General features: G+C 65.4%; 21 protein-coding genes. 9 read left to right on the top strand and 12 right to left on the bottom strand.

Features of this window, described 5'->3' with window-relative positions; genetic code table 11:
* Positions 1–191: 191 nt before the first annotated feature.
* The 4 genes from SPHV1_RS11300 to SPHV1_RS11285 all read right to left on the bottom strand — a co-directional run bounded on the left by SPHV1_RS11300 (position 192) and on the right by SPHV1_RS11285 (position 5,185).
* Positions 192–425, bottom strand: a complete 234-nt coding sequence (locus SPHV1_RS11300) for a hypothetical protein (RefSeq protein WP_054946138.1) — start codon at positions 423–425, stop codon at positions 192–194.
* Between the two features lie 144 nt (positions 426–569).
* Positions 570–1,841 (bottom strand): MFS transporter, encoded by a 1,272-nt coding sequence (locus SPHV1_RS11295; RefSeq protein ID WP_054946137.1) that lies wholly within the window; start codon positions 1,839–1,841, stop codon positions 570–572.
* Between the two features lies 1 nt (position 1,842).
* On the bottom strand, positions 1,843–2,715 hold the full coding sequence (locus tag SPHV1_RS11290) for an alpha/beta fold hydrolase (RefSeq protein WP_054946136.1): 873 nt from the start codon (positions 2,713–2,715) through the stop codon (positions 1,843–1,845).
* Between the two features lie 103 nt (positions 2,716–2,818).
* Entirely contained in the window at positions 2,819–5,185 is a 2,367-nt protein-coding gene (locus SPHV1_RS11285; protein WP_054946135.1) for a TonB-dependent receptor, read from the bottom strand.
* A 111-nt stretch (positions 5,186–5,296) separates the two neighbouring features.
* Here SPHV1_RS11285 and SPHV1_RS11280 point away from each other — a divergent pair, with 111 nt between their 5' ends.
* Both SPHV1_RS11280 and SPHV1_RS11275 read left to right on the top strand, forming a co-directional pair.
* Positions 5,297–5,935 carry a TetR/AcrR family transcriptional regulator gene (locus tag SPHV1_RS11280; protein WP_054946134.1) on the top strand — a complete coding sequence of 213 codons (639 nt, stop codon included), beginning with the start codon at positions 5,297–5,299 and terminating at the stop codon, positions 5,933–5,935.
* Positions 5,936–6,107: 172 nt separating this feature from the next.
* Complete coding sequence (locus SPHV1_RS11275; RefSeq protein ID WP_054946133.1) at positions 6,108–6,782, top strand: L,D-transpeptidase family protein; 675 nt, start codon at positions 6,108–6,110, stop codon at positions 6,780–6,782.
* Between the two features lie 3 nt (positions 6,783–6,785).
* On the opposite strand, the gene tilS is transcribed toward SPHV1_RS11275, so the two are convergent.
* From tilS to SPHV1_RS24440, 5 genes are all read right to left on the bottom strand, one after another.
* Positions 6,786–7,796, bottom strand: coding sequence for a tRNA lysidine(34) synthetase TilS (gene tilS, locus SPHV1_RS11270; RefSeq protein WP_054946132.1), 1,011 nt, complete (start codon positions 7,794–7,796; stop codon positions 6,786–6,788).
* Positions 7,777–8,733 (bottom strand): tol-pal system YbgF family protein, encoded by a 957-nt coding sequence (locus tag SPHV1_RS11265; protein WP_054946183.1) that lies wholly within the window; start codon positions 8,731–8,733, stop codon positions 7,777–7,779. The genes tilS and SPHV1_RS11265 overlap by 20 nt, the downstream gene beginning before the upstream one ends.
* 188 nt (positions 8,734–8,921) lie before the next feature.
* Positions 8,922–10,076 carry a helix-turn-helix domain-containing protein gene (locus tag SPHV1_RS11260; protein ID WP_054946131.1) on the bottom strand — a complete coding sequence of 385 codons (1,155 nt, stop codon included), beginning with the start codon at positions 10,074–10,076 and terminating at the stop codon, positions 8,922–8,924.
* A gap of 160 nt (positions 10,077–10,236) precedes the next feature.
* The gene (gene ptsP / locus SPHV1_RS11255) at positions 10,237–12,513 is read right to left on the bottom strand and encodes a phosphoenolpyruvate--protein phosphotransferase (protein ID WP_054946130.1); all 2,277 of its coding nucleotides are present in this window, start codon (positions 12,511–12,513) and stop codon (positions 10,237–10,239) included.
* A gap of 100 nt (positions 12,514–12,613) precedes the next feature.
* Entirely contained in the window at positions 12,614–12,769 is a 156-nt protein-coding gene (locus SPHV1_RS24440; RefSeq protein WP_079731327.1) for a YdcH family protein, read from the bottom strand.
* A gap of 222 nt (positions 12,770–12,991) precedes the next feature.
* Between SPHV1_RS24440 and SPHV1_RS11250 the strand changes: the two genes are divergently transcribed.
* The 5 genes from SPHV1_RS11250 to nadA all read left to right on the top strand — a co-directional run bounded on the left by SPHV1_RS11250 (position 12,992) and on the right by nadA (position 16,614).
* Complete coding sequence (locus SPHV1_RS11250; RefSeq protein WP_176168093.1) at positions 12,992–13,189, top strand: YdcH family protein; 198 nt, start codon at positions 12,992–12,994, stop codon at positions 13,187–13,189.
* Between the two features lie 148 nt (positions 13,190–13,337).
* Entirely contained in the window at positions 13,338–13,802 is a 465-nt protein-coding gene (locus tag SPHV1_RS11245) for a DUF1465 family protein (RefSeq protein ID WP_054946128.1), read from the top strand.
* A gap of 63 nt (positions 13,803–13,865) precedes the next feature.
* The gene (locus SPHV1_RS11240) at positions 13,866–14,744 is read left to right on the top strand and encodes an MBL fold metallo-hydrolase (protein ID WP_054946127.1); all 879 of its coding nucleotides are present in this window, start codon (positions 13,866–13,868) and stop codon (positions 14,742–14,744) included.
* Between the two features lie 74 nt (positions 14,745–14,818).
* Positions 14,819–15,535 (top strand): hypothetical protein, encoded by a 717-nt coding sequence (locus tag SPHV1_RS11235; protein WP_054946126.1) that lies wholly within the window; start codon positions 14,819–14,821, stop codon positions 15,533–15,535.
* A gap of 92 nt (positions 15,536–15,627) precedes the next feature.
* Positions 15,628–16,614: a quinolinate synthase NadA gene (nadA, locus tag SPHV1_RS11230; RefSeq protein WP_054946125.1), complete on the top strand. Its 987-nt coding sequence runs from the start codon at positions 15,628–15,630 to the stop codon at positions 16,612–16,614.
* Positions 16,615–16,697: 83 nt separating this feature from the next.
* Here the strand turns inward: nadA and metW are convergent, their stop codons facing one another.
* The 3 genes from metW to SPHV1_RS11215 are packed head-to-tail and all read right to left on the bottom strand — an operon-like array spanning position 16,698 to position 18,857.
* On the bottom strand, positions 16,698–17,291 hold the full coding sequence (gene metW / locus SPHV1_RS11225; RefSeq protein ID WP_054946124.1) for a methionine biosynthesis protein MetW: 594 nt from the start codon (positions 17,289–17,291) through the stop codon (positions 16,698–16,700).
* Positions 17,291–17,728, bottom strand: coding sequence for a GNAT family N-acetyltransferase (locus SPHV1_RS11220; protein ID WP_054946123.1), 438 nt, complete (start codon positions 17,726–17,728; stop codon positions 17,291–17,293). Before SPHV1_RS11220 ends, metW begins: the two co-directional genes overlap by 1 nt.
* Position 17,729: 1 nt before the next feature.
* A complete protein-coding gene (locus SPHV1_RS11215) occupies positions 17,730–18,857 on the bottom strand; it encodes a homoserine O-acetyltransferase (RefSeq protein WP_054946122.1) in 1,128 nt (375 codons plus the stop codon).
* Between the two features lie 86 nt (positions 18,858–18,943).
* Here SPHV1_RS11215 and hisC point away from each other — a divergent pair, with 86 nt between their 5' ends.
* Complete coding sequence (hisC, locus tag SPHV1_RS11210; RefSeq protein ID WP_054946121.1) at positions 18,944–20,056, top strand: histidinol-phosphate transaminase; 1,113 nt, start codon at positions 18,944–18,946, stop codon at positions 20,054–20,056.
* On the top strand, positions 20,053–20,979 hold the full coding sequence (locus tag SPHV1_RS11205) for a prephenate/arogenate dehydrogenase family protein (RefSeq protein ID WP_054946120.1): 927 nt from the start codon (positions 20,053–20,055) through the stop codon (positions 20,977–20,979). The genes hisC and SPHV1_RS11205 overlap by 4 nt, the downstream gene beginning before the upstream one ends.
* Positions 20,980–21,024 lie beyond the last annotated feature (45 nt).

The raw sequence follows: 21,024 nt of genomic DNA, 5'->3' as shown, positions 1-21,024 counted from the left end.
TACGACTGCGGATCAAGGCCGTACAGGGCTAAAGTGGACAAGTCGTTGATTTGGGAATTACCGAAGCAATGGTCGAGAACGCAGCCAAGCGACGGCCCGACGATCACGCATTTCGGCGATGGCAAGACTGTTCGAGAGAGGAGACTTGGCCCCGCCCCGCACAGGAGCCCGCACCTGCGCAGGATCGCCCGCTATTCCTTGGCAGGCTTGGCCGCCATCTTGGCAGCGGCCGATTTGGGCTTGGCCGTCCGCTTGGCCTTGGGCTTGGCCGGTGCCGCAGCCTCGGGTTCACTGCTGCGGGCGATCTTCTCCAGCTCCTTTTCCGGGGAGACGAATACGTCTTCGCCCTTGGCCTTGCGACCGATCGAGTACTTGTAGATCGCGTAAGCGCCGGCGCCGCCAACGGCCCACTTGAGTAGTTTCACGGAGCGTCCCCTCGTTACCTGAACCAGCATTGCCGCCCGGCCCGGATGCGTCCGGACAGGGCCGTCACCGCCAATTGGTAGTCGATGGGCGCGCGATTGCAACGCAAGAGCGCGCGGGCACGCCCCCGAAAAAAGTCGGGCGGCTCAGCCTTCAGCCACCCATTCGCGCCGCAATGCCGGGCCTGCGAGCGCCATGAGCGTGGCGGCGATCAGGTAGAGGACAAGGCCGAAGAGCATCGAATAGCGCAGCGATTCCTCGCCATAGACCGGCGCCAGTGCCGTGGAGAGAGCGCCCAGCGCATAGATGCCGCCGCCCAGTCCGATCAGGTTGTTGATCAGCAGGAACAGTGCCGATGCCGTCGCCCGCGCGGGCGGATCGACGAGGTGCTGGATCGCGGACGTCACCGGCCCGAGCCAGATATAGGCCAGGGCCTGTGGGACGAGGAACAGCAGGAAGGCGAGCGGTACGCTCGAAGTCCAGATGCCGCCGGCGAACAGGGGAACGGCGGCCACGAATGCCATCGCCGGCACCCAGGCATAGAAGGCGCGGTTGGCGCGGCCGAGACGGTCGGCCAGAAGTCCGCCCGACAACACGCCCACGCTTCCGCCCAGCAGCAGGACCGCGCCGATGAACCACGACGTCTCGACCAGATCGAGATGGAAGCTGCGCTGCAGCAGGCTGGGCAACCAGAAGGCAAGGCCGTAGCCCAGCATCGAACTGGAGGCGGCGCCGAACGAGAGCAGCCAGAAGCCTCGCTTGCGGGCGAGCAAGGCAGCAATGGCGAGGAACCGGATGCCCTCCCCCGCCGCGGGAGAAGCCGAAGCGGCGGCCTTGGGACGGTCGCGCACGACGAACTTGAACAGCGGCGCAATCAGCAGCCCGGCGATGCCGACGACGAGGAAGGCCGCGCGCCAGTCCACTTTCGCCGCGACGTATCCGCCGGCCAGCACGCCGGTTGCCGATCCCAGCGGAATGCCGAGCGAATAGACCGAGAGCGCGAAGGCCCTGCGTTCGCTGGGGAAGTGATCGCCGATCACCGCATAGGACGGGGCGACCCCGCCTGCCTCCCCGACGCCGACGCCAAGCCGGGCAAGGAAGATGTGCCAGAAGCCCTGCGCCGCGCCGCAGACCGCGGTGAACAGGCTCCAGACCACCAGCGATCCGGTAATCACCCAGGACCGGCTCGTGCGGTCTGCCATCCACGCCAGCGGCACGCCCAGCGTCGAATAGAGGATGGCGAAGGCCAGCCCGCCGAGCATCCCCATCTGCGCATCGTCGAGGCCGAGATCGGCCTGGATCGGCGCGGCGAGGATCGCGAGAATCTGGCGGTCGACGAAGTTGAACACATAGACCAGCAGCAGCATCGCCAGAACGAGATTGGGCGAAGCCGGTCGCCGGATCGCTGTGCTGGTCATCTCAGTTCACGTGCTCCTGGCAGAAGGACCTGATCGCTGGCAGAACCGCAGGCTCATCAAGGATCGGGGCATGGCCGACGCGCGGCACTTCCACGGCGGCATAGGCCCCCTTGTGACGACTGGCCATCTCCTCGACCGTGGCTTTCGACAGGAGATCGGACAGCGCGCCGCGAATGACGAGTACCGGTTTCTCGTCGAGCAGGTCCCACAGGGGCCACAGGTCGGGCGGGACGACGGTCGCGCCCTCGTCCGAAAAGCCCTGCGAGATCGCCGGATCGTAAGCGAAGGAGACGGTGCCGTTAGCATTCTCGATACAGGTGCGCCTGGCGAAGGCCATCCAGTCGGCGCTGCCGAAATCGGGGAAGGCAGGCGCATTGATCGCACGGCACCGGGCGGCCGCTTCGGTCCAGGAGGTCATAGCCCCGCGCGGACCGACATAGCTCTTGATGCGATCCAGCCCTTCGTCCTCGAGAACCGGGCCGATATCGTTGAAGACCACGGCCGATGCGAGTTCGGGCCGCAGCGCGTTGATGATAAGCGCCATCAGCCCGCCCATCGAAGTGCCGATCATGCCGACGCGCGCGATGCCAAGACCGTCGAGCAGGGCCAGCATGTCCTGCGCATAGACGTCCGGCCGGTATTGCGAGGGATCGGGGTCCCGGTCGGAGAGGCCGCGTCCGCGCTGGTCGGGCACGATCAGCCGGTAGGTGCCGGCCATGCGCGCGGCGAGCGGCTCGAAGTCTGCGCTGTTGCGGGTCAGGCCATGCATCATCAGCAGGACCGGGGCGGTTTCGCCCGTGGCCGCGGGATAGTCGCGCGCGGCCAGCTCAAGGCGCCCGCAGGCGCTGCGATAGCGGTGGTCGCGGTAGTCCATCGAACAATCCTTTCACCTGCAACGGACCTGGCGGAATTTCGCGGGGGGCGCTCCGTGAGAATGGAGACGAAGATCCCGCCAGGCTGCTGCGCAGTTGCCCCGATCAGAATTCCACTGTCGCGGTGAGGAAGACCTGGCGCGGATTGCCGTAGAAGGCGGTCAGCGTACCTTCGCTGCCGAGCGTCGGGATCGGGTAGCCATTGGTCCCCAGATTGACCGCACCCGTCTCTGCGTTCTGCGAGATGTAGCTGTAGCCCGAGGTGATGTATTCCTTGTCGAGCAGGTTCTTGCCGTGCAGGCCGATGCTCCAGCCGCTGCCCGGCGCCGAGTAGACGAGGCTGGCATCCCACAGGGCATAGCCCTTCTGGTCGAGATAGGGGCTCGGGAACTCGAACTGGTGGGTCTTCGAACGGTAGGAGACCGTCGTCGACACGCTAAGCTCACCCGCACCGACCGGGGTCGCATAGGACAGCGTTCCGCTGGCGGTCCACTTCGGCGTATTCTGGATGTTGCGGTACCGGGCAACATCTACCGTCTGGCCGCCGATCAGCGTCTCGTACTTCTTGAACTTGGCGTCGATGTAGCCGATCGCGGTCGAGAAGTTCAGCCTGTCCCCGGAGGCAACGAGGTCGCGGCCGAGGCGGGCATTGGCCTCCAGTTCCGCGCCCTGCATCCGCGCCTTGCCGGCGTTGGAAACGACGCCGCAGAAGGTCGGCACGCCATTGACGGTGCAGGCGACCGAGCCGGGGATCTGGATGTCGGTGTAATCCATGCGGAAGATTGCGCCGGCAACATAGAGCGCGCCGCCCAGCAGGTTGCCCTTGTAGCCCAACTCGTAGCTGTCGACCGTTTCCGGCTTGAAGCTGAGGTACTGGGCGATCTCGGCATCGCTCAGACTGCCGTTTCCGTCGAGGTCGTTGGCATTCTTGCCGACGCCGCGCGGATCGAAACCACCGCCCTTGAAACCCTTGGAATAGCTGGCGTAGATGTTGTGATCGACGCTCGGCTTGAAGCTCAGGGACACGCGCGGCGTGAACTTCTTGAACTCGTTGCCGCCGCTGAAGTCGGTGTCGGTCGAGAACAGGACCCCCGGATTCTGGAAACCTGCCGAGCCGCCGAGAATGTAGTTCTCCTTGAGAATATTCGCCTTGCGCTTGTCCCAGGTGTAGCGCCCGCCAAGCGACAGGCTGAACTGATCGGTCAGGTCATAAGTGAAGTCGCCGAAGATCGCGTAGGTCTTGGTACTCACGTCGGCCTCGGTATGGCCGGTCAGCATCGGCAGGACATCGGCATAGGTCGTGTAGAGCCGGCTGTCGAAGTAGGTGTCGGCTGTGGCGTCGAGGTAATAGACCCCGACAAGACCCTGCAGCGGGCCGCCATCATCCCATTGCAGCTGGAATTCCTGGCTGACCTGCTCGTTGTGATAGAACGCGGGCACGTCGAGGTCGACGGTCGGCAACGCGTCGAAGTCGATTGGCGATGCGCTGTTGTCCTTGCGCCATGAACTGATCGACTTGAAGGTCAGTGCGTCGGTCAGTTCGGCTGTGGCATTGATGGCAAAGCCATAGGCCTCGACGTCCTGCTTCGGATCGGTCAGGCCGCCGCGCGTGTCGAAGACGTCGGACAGGACCGGCGCACCCGATGCGAAGCCGGGGATCAGACGATGGCCGCCGCGGGCGTTCGACTTGTCGTGGGTGTAGTCGCCGGAAATGCGGATCAGCACCGGCGCACCGTAGCCGCCGATGTCGAGGCTGCCGCGCGCCGCCCAGACGTTCTTGTTGTAATTCTCCGCCCCGGTGGTGAGGTTCTTGCCGAAGCCATCACGGGTAAGCCGCGCCACCGAACCGCCCACGCGCACGAGGTCGCTTATCGGAGCCGAGACGGTCACCACGCCATCGGCCTGATCGTAAGTGCCGATGGTGCCCTTGACCTTCAGGTAGAAGTCCTGCGGCAACTGCCTGGTCACGTACTTCACCGCGCCGCCGATGGTGTTGCGGCCGTACAGGGTGCCCTGCGGCCCGCGCAGGACTTCGATGCGCTCGACGTCATAGATGTCGAGCACCGCGGCCTGCGGGCGGTTGAGATAGACGTCGTCGAGATAGATGCCCACGCCCTGCTCGAAGCCGGAAACAGGATCCTGCTGGCCGACGCCGCGGATGAAGGCGGAAAGCGTCGAGTTGGTGCCGCGCGAGGGCTCCAGCGTGACGTTGGGGGCGGATTGGGCGATGTCGGTTACATCGATGGCGCCGGACTTTTCAAGCTGGGCGCCGCTGAAGCTGGTGACCGCGATCGGCACGTCGACGAGACGTTCTTCCCGGCGGCGGGCCGTCACGATGATTTCAGCGCCGGTCGTCTCCTGCGCTTCGGCTGCAGCCTGCGCATCCTGAGCGAGAGCCGGTGCGGCCAGCCCCAGCGATCCGGCAAGAGCCAGAGTACTGCAACCGAATGTGAGAAAATGCGCCTTGAGCATCACTTCACCTCCCAATGAACCTTGTCGTTGACGCCATCGATACCGAGAGTTGAATCAGGTTTCAACATTGAAGATTTGCCAATCGCCATTGAAGGGGATAGCTGTGGCATTGTGACCACAGCAGATGCGCCCGAACCCGAGATTTCCGCCGCCTCCGACAAGGCTCCCAGAACCGAGCGGGGACGAAAGACGCTGCGCAAGTTGCTCGACGCCGCGGCGCTCGAATTCGGCGAGCACGGGTTTCACGAGGCATCGATAACGGGAATCACCCGCAGGGCCGGAACGGCGCTGGGCAGTTTCTACACCTACTTCGATTCGAAGGATGAGATCTTCCGCGCGCTCGTCGACGACATGAGCGGCAAAGTGCGCGAGGCGGCCAAGAAGGCCCTGGAGCCGCCCCTTCCCGCGCTCGACCGCGAACGCGCTGCTCTCGGGGCGTTCCTGCACTTCGCGCGTGAGCATAAGGAAATCTACCGGATCATAGACGAGTGCGAATTCGTCGACCCCGCCGCCTTCCGCGCGCACTACGAAACGACGGCAGCGCGCATGACCGACAGGCTCAAGGCCGGTATCGCCAGCGGCGAACTGCGCGAGGACCTGGGCGAAGCGCACGCCTGGGCGATCATGGGCATGAACGTCTTCCTCGGCCTGCGCTACATGGTGTGGTCCGACGAAGACAATCCGGACGAAATGGCGGAACTGGCCTGCTCGATCCTGCGCGAAGGCATCGCCCGTCCCAAGGGCGACTGAGAAGCCCCGCAGCGGTCCCTCGGGGCTTTATCAGTTATCTGAATTTTCACGTTAACTTTTGCGCTCCCGCAGTCCTTCGGCGGGACAGCGGCGCCATGCCGCTGGCCCTTCACCCTGTTTTGGGCGATCATCGCCGCATCGGTACCGGCAGATTCGTCAAGGACAGGACTACGTGAACGGACGCATTCTCCTCGCTTCGGGCTTCCTCGCCCTGGCCGTCATTGCCGGCGTCCTGATGCTTGCCGCGTCCCCCGACAAACCGCAGCCCGCTTCGCTTGCCGAGGCCCGCGTGGCAGCGGCCAAGGCCGATCCGGCAACGGCCGCCCCTGCCTCCGAAGCCCCCGCCGCACAGGCCGCAACGCCTGTCGCCAAGGCCAACGAGCCTTTCGTGATCAAGCGGATCCTGCCCATCGACGGCCCGATCAAGTACGGCGAATGGCACTGGGACGACGCCAATGTCCCCGACGGTCCGATCGTCGTGACCGTGGACCTCGACGCCCGCGTCCTTTCCGTGTTCCGCAACGGCTACGAGATCGGCGCGACTGCCGTGCTGCTCGGCACCGAGGACAAGCCCACCCCGCTCGGCGTCTTCCCGATCACGCAGAAAGACAAGGACCACGTGTCCAACATCTACACCGGCGCACCGATGCCCTACATGCAGCGGCTGACCGACGACGGCATCACCCTGCACGGCTCCAAGGTCGAGCTGGGCTATGCCAGCCACGGCTGCATCGGCATGCCCGAACCCTTCGCCGCCAAGCTGTTCCGGACCACGAAGCTGGGCGACAAGGTCTACATCACCCGCGGCAAGCAGGTCGGCATGGGTGACAGCCTCGTCGGCGCCTGACCTTCAGGTCCTGCGCCGGGCTGCGCGCACCGGCGCCTTGCTGAAACTCCAGCGCCCGGCATTGGGACGCACGACAAGCTCACCGATCGATGCCGGGCTGCCCTGCACAAGCGTTTCGAACAATCGCGCGACGGCGCTGCCGCGCGGTTCGGCCCCGTCGAGTTCGCGCACGATCCGGGCGATCACCCGCAGCACGACGGCACGCGGCGCCTGCGGACGGTAGCCCAGCCCCATCGGCTCCTTCTTGACGCAGGAGCGCCATTCGAGCGCCGCCATCCAGTCGAGCGCGGCATCGGCCTCGGCGATGTACTCCGCGCTTTGGGCAATCGCGGAAACGTCCAGCCAATCGGCATCGGCAAGCGCCTTGCGCACCCGTACCCGATCGTACTTGTCGTCCGCATTGCTCGGGTCCTGCGCCGCGGCCACACCGGCCTCGGCAACCACTTCGGCCAGCTCCGCGCGCCGCCAGCCGAGCAGCGGACGCAGTAGCGCAATGTCGGTATCGGGCACCTGCCCCCGCCCGCGCGTGCCTGCCAATCCGGCAACCCCGCTCGCCCGGTTAAGGCGCATCAGCAGCGTTTCGGCCTGATCGTCGGCATGGTGGGCAGTAACCAGCGCCGCCAGCTGCCGCGCCTCGATCCATTCGGCAAGCGCGGCATAGCGCGCGGTCCGCGCCTCGGCCTGGACATTGCCGGGGGCCACCTCGACCCGCAGGGTTTCGTGCGGCACGCCCAAGCGCGCGCATAGCACGGCGACGTCCGCTGCTTCCCGCGCGCTTTCGGGCCGCAGGCCGTGATCCACGGTTGCCGCCTCGACACGGCCCGGCAGCGCGGCAGCGGCCAGCAGGAGCAGCGCCGTACTGTCAGGCCCCCCGGAAACCGCAACCGCCAGCCGGGCCGGCTCGGCATCGATCGCCTCGGGCCAGAGCGCGGCCAGACCCTCACGGAACCGGACGACGCGCGCCTCTTGCGGGATCAGCCTCGCGGCCGAGGGGTCAGCTGCAGGAGAGCCCATTGCGCGTGGCGTCGTACAGGCTCTTGAGGCGACCAGCCGCTTCGGCCGCATAGGTCTGGCTGAATTCGGCCAGTGCGATGCAGGCGCGCTTGTTGTCCTTGAGCTGCTTCATCGAGACCGCGAGGTAGAGCAGGCTGTCCGGCGCGCGCTCGCCGTTCTTGTCGGCCTGGTAGTTCTGGACGAACCACTTGGCCGCCTCCAGGGGATTGCCATCGTCGAGATAGGCGCGGCCCAGAAGATTGCGCCCCCAACTTGCACGGCTGCTCTTCGGGTACTTTTCGAGAAACAGCTTCAGCTGCTGCGCAGCCTCGGGATAGAACTTGGCGTCCCAGAGACGGTAGCCGTAGCTGTACTCATCGTCGGCCGGATCGTCCGTCTGCGGCTTGACGATGGCCTGCACCGCCTGGAGGCGCGATGCGGACGGCACCGCCGGGGTCGGCTTGGCTGTTACCGGGGTTCGGTTAAGCGAGGAAGGCTGATTGGCGACGCCGACGCCGCTCGTCGCGGAGAGGTTGGCGGCAGGCGCGCTTGTTGCGGGCGCCGAAGTCGCCGCCAGCGAAGCCGCACCCGAACCGGCCGCGACCGGCGCGTCGGCAGCCAGCTTCGCTTCCAACTGGTTCAGACGATTGGTGTTCTGCTCAACCTGCGCGGTCAGGCGGCTCATCTGCGCCTCTACCGCATCCATGCGGCCGAGCAGGTCCGTCACCGGGGTGCTGGTGGGAACCTGCGGTCCGGTCGATGCCGTCGGTGCGGGCGTGGAAATTTGCGGCTCGAAGAACTTGCCGTCGCCGCCCGGGAAAACCTTGCGCTGCAAGGCGCGGACCTCGGCCTCGACCTTCTTGAGACGGCCTTCCGTGGAATCCTGCGCCAGGGCCGGCACCGCCCCGCAAACCAGCAGGGTCGCAACGGCCGAGGTCGCCAGCAGGCGTCCGCTCATGAACCGCATCCCTCGCCCAGCCCGAAGTGAACCAATCATCGCCAAATCTACTCCAAGTCGGGGCCCACCGCCCCATCACCATTGCCCCCAATGGCATCGCAACATGGCCAGCGCCGTCGAAACCGGCAATTAACCATGCGCGACGCGCGGGATGTTTGCAGAAAGTGGCCCCTTGTGTCGAGGCGGCCTTACTCGGAAACCGTGGAAACCACCTGATCCGAAGGCCGCGAACTGGGCGTCGGCGAAGGCGTCGGGAGTGGCGTGGCAGCGGCCGTCGGCTTCGATTGCGGCACGGTCGTGGCCGCGGCAACGCTGGGCTTCGGACGCACGGTGGCCGATGCCGTTGCCGTCGGGCGCGTCCCGGCAGGCCGCGGCGATGCCAGTGGGGCGGACGAACGTGATGCCGTAACCGGCGTCGGACTAGGCGTCGGCAAGGTTCCGGGACGATCCGCCATCGCCGAGGGCACAGGAGCGCGCGTCGGCGTAACGATCGCGCGCGGCGACGGAGCCGACGCAGGCGCAGCCTGCGGCGCCGGTGCATTCCCACCGCCAGCACCGCGTGCAAGTATGTCGGCAGCAGCCAGCGAAACGCCGGAAACCAGTGTCGGCTTGTCGGCGATCTCGGGCACGGCCTGACCGCCGACAGTCAGTTGCAGCGCGTCCGGGCGGGCGGTGCGCAGTTCGGGGCCTTTTGCGTCCTGAGGCACCGTCCAGCTTTCGCCGAGCGCCATTTCCTTTTGAAGAAGCTGCTTGCCATCGGCGTCGGTCACCTTGACCCAGACCTTGTCGGCCGTGGCGGTCATCACAACCGGCCCCCGGTTCGCCGCCACCGCACCGGGCGCAGCCGTCGGGCGAGGCGCCGGCGCCTTGCTGGCCGTGGCCACCGGCTTGTCGGCGATCAGATCGGGCAAAGTACCTTCCGGCGACAGGAAGCTGCCCCAGAAAGCCAGCAGCAGGCCAACCACCACGACAACGCCGCCAGCCGCGATCCAGGCCATGCGTACCGGCGGAACGCGAGCCGGATCGCCGGGCTCGAAGCTCGGTTCGACCAGTTCGGAGCGCAGGTGATCTTCCCCGTGAAGCTGTTCGCGCACCTGATCGGCGATTTCCGCTTCGCTGATGCCAAGGGCGCGAGCATAGGCGCGCGAGAACCCGACAGCATAAGTGCGCGCCGCCAGATCATTGAAGCGATCTTCTTCGATGGCGATGAGATGGCGTTCGGCAATCTTGGTTTGCGTGGCGATATCGGCACGGGTCAGCCCGGCAGCCTCACGCGCCTTGCGCAGCCTGTTGCCTGCAGTCGTCGGCGAAACTGCCGCTCCATTGCTTTCGACGTCTTCCATTCCGCTCCCGAAGGGACATGAGGTGATAAGGCCCCGATCCGGACCGACCCAAGCCGGACGAGTCCCCGAAGTCAATCAGAAGGCAGGTTTCTGATTCAAGGGCATGCGGTGGATCGTGCCTGACCGGCGACGGATATCCTCTGCTCGCGTCAGAGTTATGTCAATCCACGAGAATTTCGCGTTCCGCCGCCCAGCCTGCCAACGTCGCGCGCATGTTCTCCGGCGGGTTGGCGAGCCACCCCTCCATGGCCGCGCTGATCTCCGAGATATCGACCTTGCCGATGATTTCCTTGATCGGACCGACCGACGCGGGGGTAATCGACAGGCGCCTGATGCCCAGGCCGAGCAGCGCGAGTGCTTCCAGCCGTCGGCCGCCCATCTCCCCGCACACACCGACATCGACATCCTGTCCTTCGACGTTGCGCAGAACCCGGCGCAGGAAGCGCAGGATCGCAGGGCTCAGCCAGTCGTAGCGCTCGGCCAGCTTGGGGTTCGAACGGTCCGCCGCGAACAGGAACTGGGTCAGGTCGTTGGTGCCGATCGACAGGAACGAGATCTTCGGCGCCAGCAGGTCGAGTTGCTCGGCAAGCGCAGGCACCTCGAGCATGACGCCGTAGCGGATCGCTTCGGGCAGGACTTTCTTCTGCGTCTTGAGGTAGGCAAGCTGGCTGTCGAACACCGCCTTGGCGGCATCGAACTCCCAGGGTTCGGCGACCATCGGGAACATGACGTTGAGCGTGCGTCCACCGGCAGCCTCCAGCAAGGCACGGGCCTGCGCCTTGAGCAGGCCGTCGCGCTCCAGCGCAACGCGCAGCGCGCGCCAGCCCATCGCCGGGTTCTCTTCGCCTTCGCCGTCGTCGTGGCGCAAGTAGGGCAAGGTCTTGTCGCCGCCGATATCGACCGTGCGGAACATCACCGGCTTGTCCCCCGCCGCATCAAGGACGTCGCGATAGAGGCGGGTCTGGCGTTCACGCTGCGGCAGCGTGGCAGAGACGAGGAACTGGAATTCGGTGCGAAACAGACCGATGCCGTCAGCGCCGGTAAGGCTCAGATTGGTGATGTCCTCGCGAAGGCCGGCGTTGATCATCACCTTGATCCGCTCTCCGTCGCGCGAGACCGGTTGCACTTCGCGCAGCGCCGCATAGACGGCCTGGCGTTCGCGGGTCTTGGCGAAGCGGGCTTCGAAGGCCTCGATCATGCCGGCGGCGGGCCGGACCGTCGCCGTCGCCTGGTCGGCATCGAGCAGCAGCAGGTCGCCTTCCCGCACGACGCCGCGCATTCCGCGCACGCGCCCGAGCACCGGCACGCCCATGGCGCGCGCGACGATCACGACGTGGCTGGTAAGCGAACCTTCCTCGAGGATAACGCCCTTGAGGCGCCGCCGGTCGTATTCCAACAGCTCGGCCGGGCCGAGATTGCGCGCAATCAGGATCGCATCGGCACGCAGGCCCATCGAGGCCGCCGTGCCCATCTGGCCCGAGACGATCCGCAGCAGGCGGTTCGCCAGGTCCTCCAGATCGTGCATGCGGTCTGCCAGCAGCGGGTCGTCGATCTGGCGCATGCGCATGCGGGTACGCTGCTGCACGCGCTCGATCGCCGCCTCGGCGGTCAGGCCGGAATCGATCGCCTCGTTGATCCGGCGAGTCCAGCCTTCGTCATAGGCGAACATGCGGTAGGTCTCGAGAACCTCCTCATGCTCTCCGCCCACGCCGAATTCCGCCTGGCTCGCCATGCGGTCGATCTGCTCGCGCATCTTCTCGAAGGCGAGGATGACGCGCTGGCGCTCGGCCTCGGTGTCTTCTGCGACGACATGTTCGATCGTCACGCGCGGCTGGTGATAGACGGCCGTGCCCGACGCCAGTCCCTTGACCAGGGTCAGGCCATGAAGCTGTTCCGGACCGTTGCTGGCCGCATCGAAGGAATGGGTGTCCACTTCGTCGATGAGGTCTGCATTGGTGATGAGCTCGGAGAGCACCATCGCCACCGTCTGCAGGGCCTCGATCTCGACTTCCTCGTAGCGGCGCGGATCGACGTGCTGCACGCACAGCACGCCAACCGCACGTTCGCGCCGCACGATCGGCACACCCGCGAAGGAATGGAACTTCTCTTCCCCCGTTTCCGGGCGATAGGAGAAGTCGGGGTGCGCTGTCGCTTCGGCGAGGTTAAGCGTCTCGATATTGTCGGCAATCGTGCCGACGAGACCCTCACCCACCGCCATTCGCGTGACGTGGACGGCCTCCTGGGCCAGGCCGCGCGTTGCGAAGAGTTCCAGCATCCCCTCACGCAGGAGGTAGATCGAGCAGACCTCGCTATCGAGGCACTCGCCTATCACTTCCACCACGTTGTTCAGCTTGGCCTGCGCATTGCTGCGCGAAGCCATGACCTCGTGGAGGCGGGTGAGAATGTTTCGTGCTGCTTCGACGGCTCCGCTGGTCATGCCCTGAGAACTACCCCAATCGGAGCGCTTTGGGAACGGAGCGGGACCGTGAAATCAGGTTAATTCGGAACTTATCTCCGCTACGCGGGCAATCGCGCGCCTAACAGCGGGCGATTTCTTCCTTGAGTCTGAGCTTTCGCTTCTTGAGGGACTGGATCAACGCATTATCAGGCAGCGGCCGCGTCATCTCGTCGTGGAGCCGGCGTTCGATCCCGGCATGCTTGAGTTGAAGGGCGCTGACGTGCGAACTATCCATGGACGGTTCTCCTCTAGAAGGGCCGGATCCGAGCCGAGCTCCCGAATTGGCGACTCGACTCCTCTCGGATGCGGCGCAAAGTCATCCAAACATATTCAGGCCACCTTGCGAAGAGTATGATTGATTCATATTCGGTGAATCGCATGGTCGCTGCGTCGAGCGGGCCAGCAGCCAAACCAGCGTTCCGGCCACAAGCCGCGCAAAGTTATGAGGAATTCCGGCGTGACCGAAGAGGAAATGCGCAAGCGCCTAGAACTCCTGAGGATCGAGCATCGCGATCTCGACGCTGCCATTGACGCACTCAATGCCTCGGGCTCGACCGATCAGTTGCAGATTGCCAGGCTGAAGAAGCGCAAACTCATCCTGAAGGATCAGATCGCGCAGATCGAGGATTACCTAATCCCGGACATAATCGCCTGATTCGGCAGGTTTCTGCGACACACAGCAGCTTTTCGGTTAACATTCCTAAACCATGAAGCGTCCCACGCAGGGACAGTCCCGAATCGGGCCGTGGATTCCTGCAAAGTCGCTGTTGCCCGCGATTCGACCTTCATAAATATCGAACGCAATGTCCGAACCAGTGACCATGAATCCGCGCATCGTCGAAGCGCTCTATTGCGAGGCTCTCACGCTTTCGGACGAAGTGCGCCATGCCTTCACGCTGTCCGGCCAGCTGGAGCGGGCCGGACACGACGAGGATGTCGCGCGCGTGGCTCTCTCGAGCGAGGGCCTGCGCACGACGACCCGGATGATGCACGCGATCGCCTGGCTTCTCAATCACCGGGCCTTCTTCATGGGTGAGATCACCGAGTACCAATTGCGCCGCCACGGGCGCCTCTCGTCCGACATGCGCCGGTCCGATCCGCAGCAGCTGGCCCTGCTCGAACCCGAAACAGCCTCACTGGTGCAGGCGACGCGTCGCTTCTACGAACGCCTGCTGTGGCTGGATCGCAACTGGCGCCTGAGCGAAAGCCCCGAGCCGAGCGCGATCGAGCGGCTGCGCGAGCGCATCGAGCAGCGGCTGGCCGGCTGATCGCGCACACGCCGGCGGGTCGACAACTCGACAGCGCGGCAATCAGGGGCCATATCGCCCCCCATGACCGACCCAAGCGCCATTGCCGCCCCCTATGCCGAAGCCGAGCAGGTCGGCCCGCTCGTGCGGCGTGTCCTGGCGCGAAACCCTTCGCCTTTCACCTACACCGGCACGCAGACCTACCTTGTTGGCGCCGCTGGCGACGTGGCGGTGATCGATCCGGGCCCTGACGAGACCGAACACATCGACGCGATCCTGGCCGCGACCGGGAACGCACGCATCGCTGCGATCATGTGCACGCACACCCACCGGGATCATTCGCCCGCGGCTACCCCGCTCGCGGCGCGGACCGGCGCACCGATCATCGGCTGCGCCCCGCTTACGCTGGAAGACGACGGACCGCGCGCGGACGCGGCTTTCGACTCTCACTATCGCCCGGACCGCGTCCTGGCCGACGGCGAAGCGGTAGCGGGCGACGGCTGGACGCTCACGGCCATCGCCACGCCCGGCCACACTTCCAACCACTTGTGCTACGCGCTGCCCGAAACCGGCGCGCTGTTTACCGGCGATCACGTGATGGGCTGGTCGACCAGCGTGGTCGCACCACCGGACGGCGACATGTCCGACTACATGGAAAGCCTCGCCCTGCTCTACCGGCGCGAGCAGGACACGGTCTATTACCCGGCTCACGGCCCTGCGGTGGAGAAGCCGCGCCAGCTCGTGCGCGGGATGATCGGCCACCGCCGCCAGCGCGAGAAGCAGATCCTTCGCCAGCTGGAAGCAGGCCGCCACCGGATCGGCGACATGATTCCGCACATGTACAAAGGCGTGGACGAGCGCCTCTGGCCCGCTGCAGGTCGTTCGGTCCATGCGCATCTGATTGATCTGGAAAGAAGAGATCTGGTCACGAGCGCAAACGACAAATGGTCCTTGCGCGCTTGACTTACCTGCGACTGGAAGCCTGACAGGCAATACTGTATCTCCTTGCGCCAAAGACAAAAGTCTTGGGGGAATACATGGCAAGCATTGCAGACGAACGCAGCGGGGCACTGACGTTCTGGCAGAAGATGGCAATCGGTATTGCCGCCTTCATTCTTTTCGGCTTCTTGCAGTGGACGGCGCGCGGCTTCGTCGACATCGCGAGCGTGCCCGTCTGGATCCACATCCATGCGCTGGTGATGGTCAGCTGGCTCGGCCTGTTCATCTACCAGCCGACATTGATCAAGCGCGGCGATCCGGCGCGACACCGCCGGTTCGGCCGGATCGGCATGGCGTTGGCTGCGCTGATCGTGATCCTCGGCAGTTTCGCCTCGATCATGACGATCCGCACCGACCATGTACCGCCGTTCTTCACCCCTGCCTATTTCCTGGCCCTGAATCACGTCGGCCTGGCCCTGTTCGCCGCGATGCTCGTCGCCGCGATCGTGAACCGGCACGACACGCAAATGCACCGCCGCCTCATCGTCGGTGCCAACGTACTGCTGATGGAGCCTGCCTATGGACGCATGCTGCCGATGCCGCTGCTTGCGCCCTGGGGCGAAACGGTTGGCATGCTCATCCAGCTCGGCACTCTGGCGATCGTGGCGCGGCACGACAGGGCGACGCTGGGCAGCGTCCACCGCGCAACGCTGATTGCGATTGGCGTGGTCGCGGCGAACCACGCGCTCTACGAAGCCATGGGCCGCACATCGCTCATGGCAGAGCTTGCGGCACGCATCACCGGGGGCGGTTAACGCATTTTCCCCTTGGGGCGCGGGCGTTCCGTCCCTAGATAGGGCCCGCAACCGGTGCAAAACTGGCACAGGAACCAGAGGGAAAGCCTACCATGACCGTAATGCCCGCCGATCTGTCCGGCGTCGACGTTCGCGCCGAGATCGAGCGACTGCGCAAGGAACGCAACGCCGTCATCCTCGCCCACTACTACCAGAAGCCCGAAATCCAGGACCTGGCGGACTACGTGGGCGACAGCCTGGAGCTGAGCCGCAAGGCTGCGGCGACCGATGCCGATGTCATCGCCTTCTGCGGCGTGAAGTTCATGGCCGACACCGCCAAGATCCTGAGCCCGGAAAAGATCGTCGTCCTGCCCGACCTCGAAGCCGGCTGCAGCCTCGAGGATTCGTGCCCGCCCGAAAAGTTCAAGGCTTTCCGCGAAGCTCACCCGGATCACATCGCGCTGACCTACATCAACTGTTCGACCGAGGTGAAGGCGCTGTCCGACATCATCGTCACCAGCTCCAGCGCCGAAACGATCCTGCAGCAGATCCCGAAGGACCAGAAGATCATCTTCGGCCCCGACCGGCACCTGGGCGGCTATCTCAGCCGCAAGTTCAATCGCGAAATGCTGCTTTGGCCGGGCGTGTGCATCGTCCACGAGGCCTTCAGCGAGACCGAACTGCTCAAGCTCAAGGCACAGCACCCGGGCGCACCGATCGCTGCCCACCCGGAATGCCCGCCGCACATCATCGATCATTCCGACTACATCGGCTCGACCAGCGGCATCCTCAAGTTCGCACAGGAATTCGAGGGCGATACCCTGATCGTCGCCACCGAGCCGCACATCATCCACCAGATGGAAAAGGCGCTGCCGGGCAAGACCTTCATCGGCGCCCCCGGTGCCGACGGCAACTGCGCCTGCAACATCTGCCCCTACATGGCGCTCAACACCATGGAAAAGCTCTACCTCGCCCTGCGTGACCTTCAGCCGCGCGTGGAGATCGAGGAAAGCGTGCGCGTCGCCGCGAAGAAGAGCCTGGACCGGATGCTGGAAATGGCTTCAGGTGCCGTTGGCAAGGGAGACCTCGGGGCTCGCTGAGTTCCCGGGTCCGAGTGAACGCACGGCCTTCGACACAAGCTCAGCCCGAGCCTGTCGAAGGCCCCGCGCCATACCAGCCCCGATCAGCCCCGAGAAAGCTGGAACACCGCGTGTTCGGCGCGGAAGTTCGCCGCTGCCGAGCTGCACTGGGTGTCACCGGAAAGGAACCAGCAGCCTTCCACGGTGATCCCGCGCTCCTTCACCAGCGCGCGGAAATCGTCGACGGTGAGGTGGTGGATGTTCGGCGTTTCGTACCAAGCGACCGGCAGCAGCCGGGTCACCGGCATGCGCCCGCCCCACAGCAGCGAGAGGCGCACGCGCCAGTGGGCGAAGTTGGGGAAGCTGACAAAGGCGCGGCGCCCGATGCGCAGCAGTTCTTCCAGCACCATGTCGGGGCGCATCGTCGTCTGCAGCGTCTGCGAGAGGATCGCGTAGTCGACCGATTTGTCGGGATAGAAGGCGAGGTCCCTGTCGGCATCGCCCTGGATCACCGAAAGCCCCTTGGCCACGCACTTTCCCACGTTCGCCGGATCCAGTTCCATGCCGCGCGCATCGCACTGCTTCTCGTCGCGCAGGGCTTGCATCAACGTACCGTCGCCGCAGCCGACGTCGAGCACACGAGATCCCGGCGCGACATTGGCGGCGATCACCGCAAGATCGGGGCGCAGCAGGCTCATCAATCCTGATCCGGTAGCGCGGCGAAGGGGCCGGAGAGGTTTTCCATCTGCCAGTCGGGCCGCACGAGCGGGGTGAAGCCCAGCTTTGCGTAGACGCCATGTGCGTCCTTGGTGGCAAGAGCGAAGCGGCGGACCCCGGCGTAGTCGGGATGCGCGAGGAACCAGCGCACCAGTTCGGTGCCGAGGCCTTGCCCGCGCGCGCGCTCGTCCACCCAGACGTCGGCCAGCCACGCGAAGCTGGCACGGTCGGAGATGACGCGCGCGAAGCCCACCTGCCCGCCGTCCGCACGATAGGCCCCGAGGCAGTGTGAGCCCGCGATCTGGCGCTCCACCTGTTCGCGCGCAATGCCCGGCGTCCAGTAACTCGAGGCGAGCCAGCCGTGGATGCGCGCGATGTCCAGCCGCGAGGTGTCGTCGCTGTATTCGATGGCGGGCATTCTAGCGGCCTTCTCCGAGGAATCCTTCGACGACGCGGTCGAGCGCGGGCACGTCGAGCAGGAACGAGTCGTGCCCGAACGGGGCGGACAGTTCGACGAAGCTCACCGGCAGGCCGGCCGCATTGAGCGCGTGGACCACGTTGCGCGATTCGGACGTGGGATAGAGCCAGTCGGTATCGAAACTGACGAGGCAGAAGCGCGCTTTCGAGCGGGCGAACGCCTTGGCCAGCATCCCGCCATGCTCCTCGGCAAGGTCGAAGTAGTCCATCGCGCGGGTAATGTAGAGGTAGGAATTGGCGTCGAACCGGTCGGTGAAGGACAGGCCCTGGTAACGCAGGTAGGATTCGACCTGGAAATCGGCATCGAAGCCAAAGGTCTTCTCACTGCGGTCCTGCAGGCGGCGACCGAACTTCTCGGTCAGACCGGCTTCCGACAGATACGTGATATGCGCGGCCATGCGCGCGACCGAGAGGCCTTTTTCCGGACCCTTCCCGCCGTTCTCCTTGGCCTCGTAATAAGCACCCTCGCGCCAGTCCGGATCGGCCATGATCGCCTGGCGCCCCACTTCATGGAAGGCGATATTCTGCGCCGAATGGCGCGCGGTCGAGGCGATGACCAGCGCCGCGCGCGCACGTTCGGAGAAGTTCGCCGCCAGCGAAAGCGCCTGCATCCCGCCCATCGATCCGCCGACGACAGCATAGAGACTGTCAATCCCCAGCGCATCGAGCAGGGCGATATGGCCGCGCACCATGTCGCGGATGGTGATGACCGGAAACCGCATGCCATAGGGATTGCCGTCCGGCGCCAAGCTTGCCGGTCCGGTCGAGCCCATGCACGAGCCGATCACATTGGCGCAGATGATGAAGAAGCGATCCGTGTCGATCGGCTTGCCCGGCCCGACCATGCGCACCCACCACCCCGGCTTGCCGGTCTTGGGGTGATCGGACATGACATACTGATCGCCGGTCAGGGCGTGGCAGATGAGGATCGCGTTGTCCCGGGCCTCGTTGAGGGTTCCGTGCGTCTCGTAAGCGACACGCACGCCTTCGAGGCTCTGCCCGCCATCGAGCGGGAGAGGCTGCGCCAGTTCAAGGACTTTGCTCGTTTCTATGTCGCGGGCCGTGGCCATAATGAACCGCCAAGTGGGGGACGTCCCGGCAACTGTCAATCACAGGCTGTCAATCGGTCCCACGCTGCGTTAAAGGCGCGCGCGTGATGACCGAAACCGAAACCCGTTCGAAAGCCCCGCAGCCCAAGCCCTGGATCGAGGCGATTCACGCCTATGTGCCGGGCAAATCCTCCGGCAAGGACGGGCGGCCGCTGATCAAGCTCTCGGCGAACGAGAATCCGCTGGGCACCAGCGAGGCCGCGCTGGCCGCACAGGCCCAGGTCCCCTCGCTCTATCCCGACCCGGACAGCAAGGCGCTGCGTGCGAAGATCGGCGAAATGCACGCCATCGATCCGGCGCGGATCGTCATGGGCACCGGCTCTGACGAACTGCTCAACCTGGCCGCGCAGGGCTATGCCGGTCCGGGCGACGAAGTGATCTACGTGCGCTACGGCTTTTCGGTCTACGACATAGCCGCGCGCCGCTGCGGCGCGACTCCGGTGGTCGCTCCCGATGCAGACTACGGTACAGATGTCGACGCCCTGATCGCCCTGGTGACGGACAGGACGCGCGTCGTCTTCATCGCCAATCCGAACAACCCGACCGGCTCCTTCCTGCCAAAGGGCGAGATCGCGCGGCTTCACGCGGCGCTGCCCGCCGACGTGCTGCTGGTGATCGACCAGGCCTATGGCGAATACGTTGCGCCCGAGGACGAGGATGGCGCAATCGCTCTGGCCGCCATGCACGAAAACGTGCTGGTCACCCGCACGTTCTCGAAGATCTTCGGCCTCGCCGGCGAACGCATCGGCTGGGGCACCGGCGCGCCGGGCATCATCCAGACACTCAACCGCATCCGCGGCCCCTTCAACGTCTCCAACACCGGGCAGGCCAAGGCGCTGGCCGCACTGGAGGATACAGCCTTTCTCGAGCGCAGCCACATCCACAACCGCGTCGAGCGTGCCCGTTTCGTCGAGAAGATCGAAGCGCTGGGCAACCACGGCCTGCGCGCGCTGCCGAGCCAGGCGAACTTCGTGCTGATCCTGTTCGAAGGCGCACTTTCGGCAGAGACCGCGTTCGACGGCCTTGCCGAACGCGGCTACATCGTGCGCTGGCTGCCCGGACAGGGCTTGCCGCAAGCCCTGCGCATCACCATCGGCAAACGCGCCGACCTCGACGTGATCGCCGATGCCCTGCGCGAAATGGCGGAAGCCGCCAAATGAGCTTCAGGAAAGTCGCCATCATCGGGCTGGGGCTGCAGGGTGGATCGATCGGCCTGGCCACGCAGGAATTCCTGCCCGAGGTCCGGACTACCGGTTTCGACCTAGACCCCGCCACCCGCGCCCGTGCGGCCGAGCGCGGCCTTGTTCACCAGGTCTGCGAAACCTCTGCCGAGGCGGTGCGCGAGGCCGATCTCGTGATCTTCTGCGTGCCCCCCGGCGTCATGGGCGAAGCGGCGGCACAGGTGCGGGACGCGCTGCGCGAGGATGCGCTGATCAGCGATGTCGGCTCGTGCAAGCAGTCGATCGCGACGGCCTTGCGCGAAGCCCTGCCCGATCACTACGTGATCCCGGCCCACCCCGTCGCCGGCACCGAGAATTCCGGCCCCGACGCGGGCTTCGCCCACCTGTTCCGCAACCGCTGGTGCATCGTCACCCCGCCCGAGCATACCGACCTCGTCAAGCTCTCGCAGCTCGTCGAATTCTGGGAGGCGCTGGGCGCAAACGTCGAGATCATGGATGCCCAGCACCATGATCTCGTCCTCGCCGTGACCAGCCACCTGCCGCACCTGATCGCCTATACCATCGTCGGCACCGCCTCGGACCTCGAGGACGTGACCCAGAGCGAGGTGATCAAGTACTCTGCCGGCGGTTTCCGCGACTTCACGCGCATCGCCGCCAGCGATCCGACGATGTGGCGCGACGTGTTCCTGACCAACAGGGAAGCGGTGCTCACGATGCTGCAGCGCTTCACCGAGGACCTCACCGCCCTGCAGCGCGCCATCCGCGTGGGCGATGGCGACGCACTGTTCGGGCACTTCGCGCGCACCCGCGCGATCCGCCGCTCGATCATCCAGGAAGGGCAGGACGATTCCCGCCCCGACTTCGGCCGCGGCGACCACGAGAACGGAACGAAGAAAATCTGAGGCCCGGAGAACCTTTTTCGGCTACCCGGCATTGAGCGGAGGACA

This window comes from Novosphingobium sp. KN65.2, assembly GCF_001368935.1.
GTDB lineage: Bacteria > Pseudomonadota > Alphaproteobacteria > Sphingomonadales > Sphingomonadaceae > Novosphingobium > Novosphingobium mathurense.
This window is presented reverse-complemented; position numbering and strand designations above follow the sequence as displayed.

Coding starts and splice junctions, on each gene's coding strand:
- metW (WP_054946124.1), bottom strand. CDS start 17,291: ATGAGCCTGCTGCGCCCCGATCTTGCGGTGATCGCCGCCAATGTCGCG.
- SPHV1_RS11205 (WP_054946120.1), top strand. CDS start 20,053: ATGAGCTTCAGGAAAGTCGCCATCATCGGGCTGGGGCTGCAGGGTGGA.
- SPHV1_RS11220 (WP_054946123.1), bottom strand. CDS start 17,728: ATGCCCGCCATCGAATACAGCGACGACACCTCGCGGCTGGACATCGCG.
- tilS (WP_054946132.1), bottom strand. CDS start 7,796: ATGGGCTCTCCTGCAGCTGACCCCTCGGCCGCGAGGCTGATCCCGCAA.
- SPHV1_RS11260 (WP_054946131.1), bottom strand. CDS start 10,076: ATGGAAGACGTCGAAAGCAATGGAGCGGCAGTTTCGCCGACGACTGCA.
- ptsP (WP_054946130.1), bottom strand. CDS start 12,513: ATGACCAGCGGAGCCGTCGAAGCAGCACGAAACATTCTCACCCGCCTC.
- SPHV1_RS11265 (WP_054946183.1), bottom strand. CDS start 8,733: ATGAGCGGACGCCTGCTGGCGACCTCGGCCGTTGCGACCCTGCTGGTT.
- nadA (WP_054946125.1), top strand. CDS start 15,628: ATGACCGTAATGCCCGCCGATCTGTCCGGCGTCGACGTTCGCGCCGAG.
- SPHV1_RS11215 (WP_054946122.1), bottom strand. CDS start 18,857: ATGGCCACGGCCCGCGACATAGAAACGAGCAAAGTCCTTGAACTGGCG.
- SPHV1_RS11285 (WP_054946135.1), bottom strand. CDS start 5,185: ATGCTCAAGGCGCATTTTCTCACATTCGGTTGCAGTACTCTGGCTCTT.
- SPHV1_RS11240 (WP_054946127.1), top strand. CDS start 13,866: ATGACCGACCCAAGCGCCATTGCCGCCCCCTATGCCGAAGCCGAGCAG.
- SPHV1_RS24440 (WP_079731327.1), bottom strand. CDS start 12,769: ATGGATAGTTCGCACGTCAGCGCCCTTCAACTCAAGCATGCCGGGATC.
- SPHV1_RS11235 (WP_054946126.1), top strand. CDS start 14,819: ATGGCAAGCATTGCAGACGAACGCAGCGGGGCACTGACGTTCTGGCAG.
- SPHV1_RS11290 (WP_054946136.1), bottom strand. CDS start 2,715: ATGGACTACCGCGACCACCGCTATCGCAGCGCCTGCGGGCGCCTTGAG.
- hisC (WP_054946121.1), top strand. CDS start 18,944: ATGACCGAAACCGAAACCCGTTCGAAAGCCCCGCAGCCCAAGCCCTGG.
- SPHV1_RS11245 (WP_054946128.1), top strand. CDS start 13,338: ATGTCCGAACCAGTGACCATGAATCCGCGCATCGTCGAAGCGCTCTAT.
- SPHV1_RS11295 (WP_054946137.1), bottom strand. CDS start 1,841: ATGACCAGCACAGCGATCCGGCGACCGGCTTCGCCCAATCTCGTTCTG.